General features: G+C 59.8%; 5 protein-coding genes. 1 reads left to right on the top strand and 4 read right to left on the bottom strand.

Translation table 11 applies throughout. From position 1 onward, the window contains the following. Positions 1-302: 302 nt before the first annotated feature. A complete protein-coding gene (locus ACIOWE_RS06570; RefSeq protein ID WP_401388840.1) occupies positions 303-1052 on the bottom strand; it encodes a LuxR C-terminal-related transcriptional regulator in 750 nt (249 codons plus the stop codon). Positions 1053-1433: 381 nt separating this feature from the next. Here ACIOWE_RS06570 and ycaC point away from each other — a divergent pair, with 381 nt between their 5' ends. Then, a complete protein-coding gene (gene ycaC, locus ACIOWE_RS06565) occupies positions 1434-2066 on the top strand; it encodes an isochorismate family cysteine hydrolase YcaC (protein ID WP_401388837.1) in 633 nt (210 codons plus the stop codon). A gap of 120 nt (positions 2067-2186) precedes the next feature. Here ycaC and ACIOWE_RS06560 read toward each other — a convergent pair whose 3' ends face one another. From ACIOWE_RS06560 to ACIOWE_RS06550, 3 genes are all read right to left on the bottom strand, one after another. Continuing rightward, the gene (locus ACIOWE_RS06560) at positions 2187-2450 is read right to left on the bottom strand and encodes a hypothetical protein (RefSeq protein ID WP_401388835.1); all 264 of its coding nucleotides are present in this window, start codon (positions 2448-2450) and stop codon (positions 2187-2189) included. A 72-nt stretch (positions 2451-2522) separates the two neighbouring features. Further along, entirely contained in the window at positions 2523-3761 is a 1239-nt protein-coding gene (locus ACIOWE_RS06555) for an MFS transporter (protein WP_401388832.1), read from the bottom strand. Positions 3762-3768: 7 nt separating this feature from the next. After that, the gene (locus tag ACIOWE_RS06550; RefSeq protein ID WP_401388846.1) at positions 3769-6615 is read right to left on the bottom strand and encodes a PAS domain S-box protein; all 2847 of its coding nucleotides are present in this window, start codon (positions 6613-6615) and stop codon (positions 3769-3771) included. Positions 6616-6620: the final 5 nt, after the last annotated feature.

Below are 6620 nucleotides of genomic sequence, written 5' to 3'. Positions count from 1 at the left end.
TCTTCCCAAGACACAGGTCATCTCCTTCGCGATGAGCAATGTGTCTATTAAAAAGTGTCCACCATGTGTCCGAACACCTGTCCACCATGTGTCCGAACACCTGTCCACCATGTGTCCGGTACATACACCCGGGGGGAGAGGGGACTGACTGGGTTGAACTTGCGAGCTAAACCGACTTGAACCACCGAGCCGAACTCGGGGTTTGAAAAACATGAAGATCGGCTCCCTTTCCCCCTCGCCCTCTGGGGGAGAGGGCTGGGTGAGGGGGATGGATCTGAAGTCGTACGCAAAAACCGGGGTTGTCAGGCCGCGCTTGAGGCTGAGGTTTCCAGCGGCGAATACATCCAGCGCATCAATGAATGCCGGCCGCTGATCCCGAGTTTGATGGCGGCGCGTTTGAGATAGCTTTCCACCGTATTGACCTTCAACTGCAACTGCTCGGCCAGTTCCGGCGCGGTGCGTCCGGCGAGCAGGCCGACGCACACTTCGGTTTCGCGATTCGACAGGCTCAACCCCAATTGCTGCAAACGCTCGGTAAAACGCCCTCGCAGGGTTTCCAGTCCCGAGCCTTCCGCCGTCTCTGAGGGGCGTTCTGCGTCAATGCTGGCGGGTTGCAGTGCGTCGATGTGTTTTTCCACCATGGGCAACAGCACTGGGGAAATATCTTGCAAGAGGCTGCGTTCCTGCGCGGAAAAACGCTGGGACTCACCGTTGCGGTAGACCGAAATCACATAGCGGTAACCGTCCTTGCGGCGTGTCAGATGCAATTGCGAGGCGTCGGCGCTAGCCGATGACTCAGAGGTCGGCAGGGCATCGGGCGCCGCGGCACTGTGTTCGGAAAATATCGTTTCGGCCAGCAGGGCCGAATCTTTCAGCGGTTCGAACTCACTGCTGCTGGCGGTGCGCCCCAACGGTTCGACGCGCATCTGCCGAATGTGCGTGGCATCGACCGCCAGTTGGGTGCGGATGAGGTCATGCAGCATGCGCGGGAAATGCCGGCTGCCGGTGCTCGCAATGACTTTGCCGATGTGGGGGAACAGGTATGAATTCATCTACGTCATCCATGAAATTGCGTGATTACAAACGTCCTTTCAGCTTCGTCGACGATCTCCTTGAACGAGCAATTGCTGCAGGAATTGGATCCTATCCTAGTACAACGTACGAGCGACGGCTTAATGAAGGGGTTATTAGTTAATAACCGCTTCGCCTGATCTCCCTGGGTTTCATTGCATACGCGAAGCCTTGCAACCGTATGACAAGGATCGCCGGAAAGTCGGGAAGACGCTGGAAGTCCGCAATCAGTATCGCGCGATTGTCCTTTTTGAGTTGACGGTGAAACGCTTTTCAGCCGATTTATCCCGTTTCAGTGTGTCAGTAATCTGTGCCCATCTTGAACGCAACAACAAATCACACAACTGAAAAGGACTGCACAGATGAACACTCCAACCTACAACCGCCTCAACAAAGACGACGCCGTAGTACTGCTGGTCGATCACCAGACCGGTCTGATTTCGCTGGTGCAGGACTTCTCGCCGAACGAGTTCAAGAACAACGTGCTGGCGCTGGCCGATCTGGCCAAATTCTTCGAACTGCCGACCATCCTCACCACCAGTTTCGAACAAGGCCCGAACGGCCCGCTGGTGCCGGAGCTGAAAGAGATGTTCCCGGACGCGCCGTACATCGCTCGCCCAGGCCAGATCAACGCCTGGGACAACGAAGACTTCGTCAAGGCGATCAAGGCCACTGGCCGCAAACAGATCATCATCGCCGGTGTGGTGACGGACGTCTGCGTAGCGTTCCCGACACTGTCGGCGCTGGCGGAAGGCTTTGATGTGTTCGTGGTGACCGATGCCTCCGGCACCTTCAACACCACCGTGCAACAGGCCGCGTGGAGTCGCATGACCCAGGCCGGTGCGCAAATGATGAACTGGTTCTCGGTCGCCTGTGAGCTGCACCGCGACTGGCGCAACGATATTGAAGGGCTGGGCAATCTGCTGTCGCAGCGGATCCCCAACTATCGCAACCTGATGAACAGCTACTCGGCGCTGACGGCTTTGCAAAAATAGTCGCCACCGCTAATCGAAAGCCTGCCCTGACCAGCAGGCTTTTACTTTTTTCTGACGTTTCAATCCGAATCGTAAGGCCGCGTCAATACTCAGTCTCGAAATTGCCGAAGGGGTCAAAGGTCATGCGCTGAGTTGCTTTTTGCAACGTCTCTTTTCCTGCAGGTAACGTCCTTGCAGGGCCATGATCTCTGTTTTGCTAAGAATGCCCTTTCTTTTGAGGTTCACGAGTAATTGCTCAATTCCGTCCAGTTCCACGACATCACCCGCCAGGCGCGTGATCGTGACCGCCATGCAGCTCAGGCTGTCACGGTCGGCGGTAATCTTGTGTTTCCGGGCGAGCAGGCGAACTTCATTCGCAACGTTGTCAGTGGTTGATCCAGACATTTGGAATCCCTCGTATTCTGTTTCGGAGCATAGCACTGCGTCGTTTCTGCAGGCACACGAGCGAGTTCTCGACTACCCATATCTGGAGGCGAGTCCGGAAGTCGGCGACCCACGCAACGTCTCCGGAACTCCCACCCAAAGCAGCATCACGGCTGTCGCCGCAATCCCCGCCAACGTCAGAAACGCCGCGCTGTAACCCGCCCCTTGCACGACAAATCCGGCCAGACCATTACTCAGCGCCGCGCCGAGACCGAACACGGTGGTCAATGCGCCCAGGCTGATATTGAAATGGCCGGTGCCTTGCGTGAGGTCTTTGACCATGATCGGAAACAGCGCGCCGAACAGACCCGCGCCGACGCCATCGAGCATTTGCACCGCGACCAGCCAATAAGGGTCGTCAGAGAGTGTGTAGAGCACGCCGCGCAGGGGCAGGATCAGAAAACCCGCGAGCAGCAAGGGTTTGCGCCCCCACACATCGGCTTTGGCGCCGACCAGCAGCGCAGCCGGAACCATCACCAGTTGCGCCGCGACAATGCACGCGGACGTCAGTGGCGTGGCCATTTGCAAATTGGTTTGTGCGAGTTTCTGGCTTACCAGCGGCAGCATGGCGGCATTCGCCAGGTGAAACAGCGCGCAGCAAATGGCAAACAGCAGCAATGGCCCGTTACTGAGCAACACTGTCAAACCGGAGGGTTGATGTTGACCTGCGGCGACGGGGTCGAGGCCGCGTGCGAGGTCATGGTCGATGGCATCTGCGCTGACAAAGTACAGAGCGATCACACTGGCGAGGGCCATGCCGGCCATCAGATAAAACACTGCAACGGGACCGAACAGATACGCGAACACCCCGGCGAGCAAAGCGGCGCAGGCATTGCCGGCATGGTTGAAGGTTTCGTTGCGCCCGGTTCGCCGGGTGAACGCTCGCGGGCCGGTCATGCCCAGGGTGATCGCGCAAATGGCCGGGGCAAATATCGAGGCAGCCGCTGCGCTCAAGGCTTGCGTCAACGCCACCAGACTGAAGGACGTCACGAAGGGCAGCAGCAGGCAACTGCCGGTGACGATCAGTGCCGCGATGGCGATCAGTGCGCGTTTGGCGCGGCTGCTGTCGACCAGTGCGCCGGCCGGTGTTTGGGTAATCAGCGCGGCGATGCCGGCAATTGTCATGACCACGCCGATACTGGCCGGGTCCCAGTGGTGCACGGCCAGCAGATAGATCGCCAGATACGGCCCGAGGCCGTCGCGCACATCCGCGAGGAAAAAATTAAGGCTGTCCAGCGACAGATTATTGCGGCGATCCAGATGATTGCTCACAGCAGCCTCACTCGACGTTGGTGGACATCAGATTGCTGACTCGGGCCACCAGGGTGTCGACGGCAAAAGGTTTGGTCAGGACCTGCATGCCCGGTCCGAGCTGGCCGCCACCGATCACCGCGTTTTCGGCGTAGCCGGTGATGAACAAAGTTTTCAGTTTCGGCCGGATTTCCCGGCCCGCATCGGCCATTTGCCGTCCGTTCATGCCGCCGGGCAAACCGACATCGGTGATGAGCAGATCGATGTGTACACGGGATCGCAACGTTTCCAGACCCTCGACACTGTCGGCGGCCTCCAGCACGGTGTAGCCAAGTTCGCTGAGCACATCCTTGAGCAACATCCGCACCGTCGGTTCGTCGTCGACGATCAACAGAGTCTCGCCAGCTTTCGCCACCGGCGTCGCGGTGCTGTGGGTGGCATCGTGACTTTGCTGCGCCTCACCACGATAGCGTGGCAGGTAAATGCACATTGTCGTGCCTTGGCCGACTTCAGAGTGCACGCGCACCTGACCGCCCGATTGCTTGGTGAACCCATAGATCATCGACAGCCCAAGTCCCGTGCCCTGACCGAGCGGTTTGGTGGTGAAAAACGGGTCGAAGGCCTTGGCGATGACTTCGGCGCTCATGCCGGTGCCGGTGTCCGTGACGCAGAGACACAGGTACTCGCCTTCGGGCAGATCGAGGGTTTGCGCAGACTGGACCGCAATCGATCGATTGGACGTTTCCACCGTGATGCGCCCGCCATCGGGCATGGCGTCGCGGGCGTTGATGCACAGGTTGAGCAGGGCATTTTCCAGTTGACTGGCGTCGACCAGCGCCGGCCATAGATCGGGGGCTGCCAGCGTTTGCAAACGAATGCTCGGGCCGACGGTGCGCTGGATCAATTCGGTCATCCCGACAATCAACGTGTTGACGTCGGTCGGACGCGGGTCGAGCGTCTGGCGGCGGGAGAACGCCAGAAGCCGATGGGTCAGGGCGGCTGCACGACGGGTCGCGCCTTGAGCGGTGACCATGTACTTGTCGACGTCTTTCAAGCGGCCCTGAGCGATGCGTTTTTCCATCAGCTCCAGCGCTGCCGATATGCCGGCCAGCAGGTTGTTGAAGTCATGGGCCAGACCACCGGTCAACTGCCCGACTGCTTCCATCTTCTGTGACTGGCGCAGCTTCTCTTCGGCCTGCATGAGATCGGCCGTGCGCGCCGACACGCGTTGTTCGAGATTGTCGTTGAGCGCGCGCAACGCTGCGTTGGCGCGGTCACGTTCGGCCTCGACATTGCGCCGCTCCTCGACATCGATCAGCACGCCGGGGAAGCGCAGCGGGGTGCCGTCGTCAGCGCATTCGACGCGGCCATTGGCTTCGATCCAGTTGTATTTTCCATCGGCGCCGCACACCCGGTACTGATGGGAATAAGCGCCGCCGCGGGCAATCGCTACGGTGATTGCGCCGGTGAGTCCGTCCTGGTCATCGGGGTGTACGGTCTTCGCCACTTGTTCCAGGCTCAGGCCGTCGCGACCCAGCGCCGGGTCAAGGTTGAATACGCGGGCAAAGCCTTCGTCTACGGAGAAGCGATCGCTCGGCAGATCCCAGTGCCAGGTGCCGATAATGGCGCCGGCGGCGAGGGCGAGTTGTACGCGCTCGACGTTTTCCCGGGCGACCGCCTCGCTGATCCGTAATCGTTCTTCCGCGTCTCGGCGTTGGGTGACGTCGCTGAAAAAGATCGCGATCTGCCGATCGGCTGGAGCACCCACGCGAACGGCGCGCACGTCGAACCAGCGCTCAAAGGTGTTGGCGTAACTTTCGAAATTCGCCGGCTCGCCGGTCTTGGCGACATGACCGTAAGTCTCGAACCAGAAGCTTTCCAGATTCGGCGCGAACTCGGTCACCCATTTGCCGCGCAGATTGACCCCGCACTGACGCTCGAATGCCGGGTTGGCCTCGACGAAGAAGTAATCCACCGGGCGGTCGTCGGCGTCGAATTTGACTTTGACAATGGCGAAGGCTGCTTCGATGGTTTCCAAAATAGTGCTGAAGCGTTCTTCGCTCAGGCGCAATGCGGTTTCGGCACTGCGCGAACGGGTCAGGTCGAGCATCGCGCCGATCATGCGTTCGGCTTTGCCGTCGGTGTTGCGGATCAAGTGGCCGCGATCAAGCACCTCGGCGTACGACCCGTCGTCGCAGCGGAAGCGATATTCGGCGCTCCAGGTCGATTCGCTGCCGGCAATCGCCGAACGGATCGAGGCCTGGACGCTGTCGCGATCCTGCGGGTGGACCTGGGCAAAGCGCCAATCACTGGTCGAATCGATGGCGGCGGGCGGGAATCCATAAGCTTGCTGCAGTGCTTCGTTCCATAAGATCTGTCCGGTTTGCAAATCCCAGTCCCAGACCGCATCGCGGGTCGCCTTGACCGCCAGACGATAGCGCTCTTGAGTCTCGAAGAGTGCGCGTCCGGCCAGATGTTCGTCGGTGCGATCACGGAGGATTTTCACAAAGCCCAGATGATCCTGATTGTCAGCGTACAGTGGCATCAGCTCACCCGATGCCCAGAACAGTTGGCCGTCCTTGTGCAGGTGCCAGCGTTCATCAGAGGCACGTCCTTCCAGCAACGCGCGCTGCATTTCCAGTCCGACACGGCCGGCGGCACGATCCGCCGGAGTGAAAAAGCGCTCGGCGCTCTGGCCGAGCATTTCCTCGGCGGTCCAGCCCATGACATTGGCGGCACCGGAGTTCCATTCGGTGATGATGCCCAGTGGATCGGTGACGACCATGGCGAAATCGACCGCGCATTCGAAAATCGCCCGCTGGCGTGCCTCGCTGCTGGCGAGCGCGACCCGGCTGGCAGCAAGTTGCGTGGCCATGTCGA

Origin of the sequence: Pseudomonas sp. NPDC087598 (assembly GCF_044743525.1) — a bacterium.
Classification (GTDB): domain Bacteria; phylum Pseudomonadota; class Gammaproteobacteria; order Pseudomonadales; family Pseudomonadaceae; genus Aquipseudomonas.
Note: the sequence above shows the minus strand (reverse complement) of the source record. Positions and strands in the feature narration are given on the sequence as shown.

What these genes read in the sequence shown, in the direction of transcription:
- ACIOWE_RS06570 (WP_401388840.1), bottom strand. Translation starts at nt 1,052, where the DNA reads ATGAATTCATACCTGTTCCCCCACATCGGCAAAGTCATTGCGAGCACC.
- ycaC (WP_401388837.1), top strand. Translation starts at nt 1,434, where the DNA reads ATGAACACTCCAACCTACAACCGCCTCAACAAAGACGACGCCGTAGTA.
- ACIOWE_RS06560 (WP_401388835.1), bottom strand. Translation starts at nt 2,450, where the DNA reads ATGTCTGGATCAACCACTGACAACGTTGCGAATGAAGTTCGCCTGCTC.
- ACIOWE_RS06550 (WP_401388846.1), bottom strand. Translation starts at nt 6,615, where the DNA reads ATGGCCACGCAACTTGCTGCCAGCCGGGTCGCGCTCGCCAGCAGCGAG.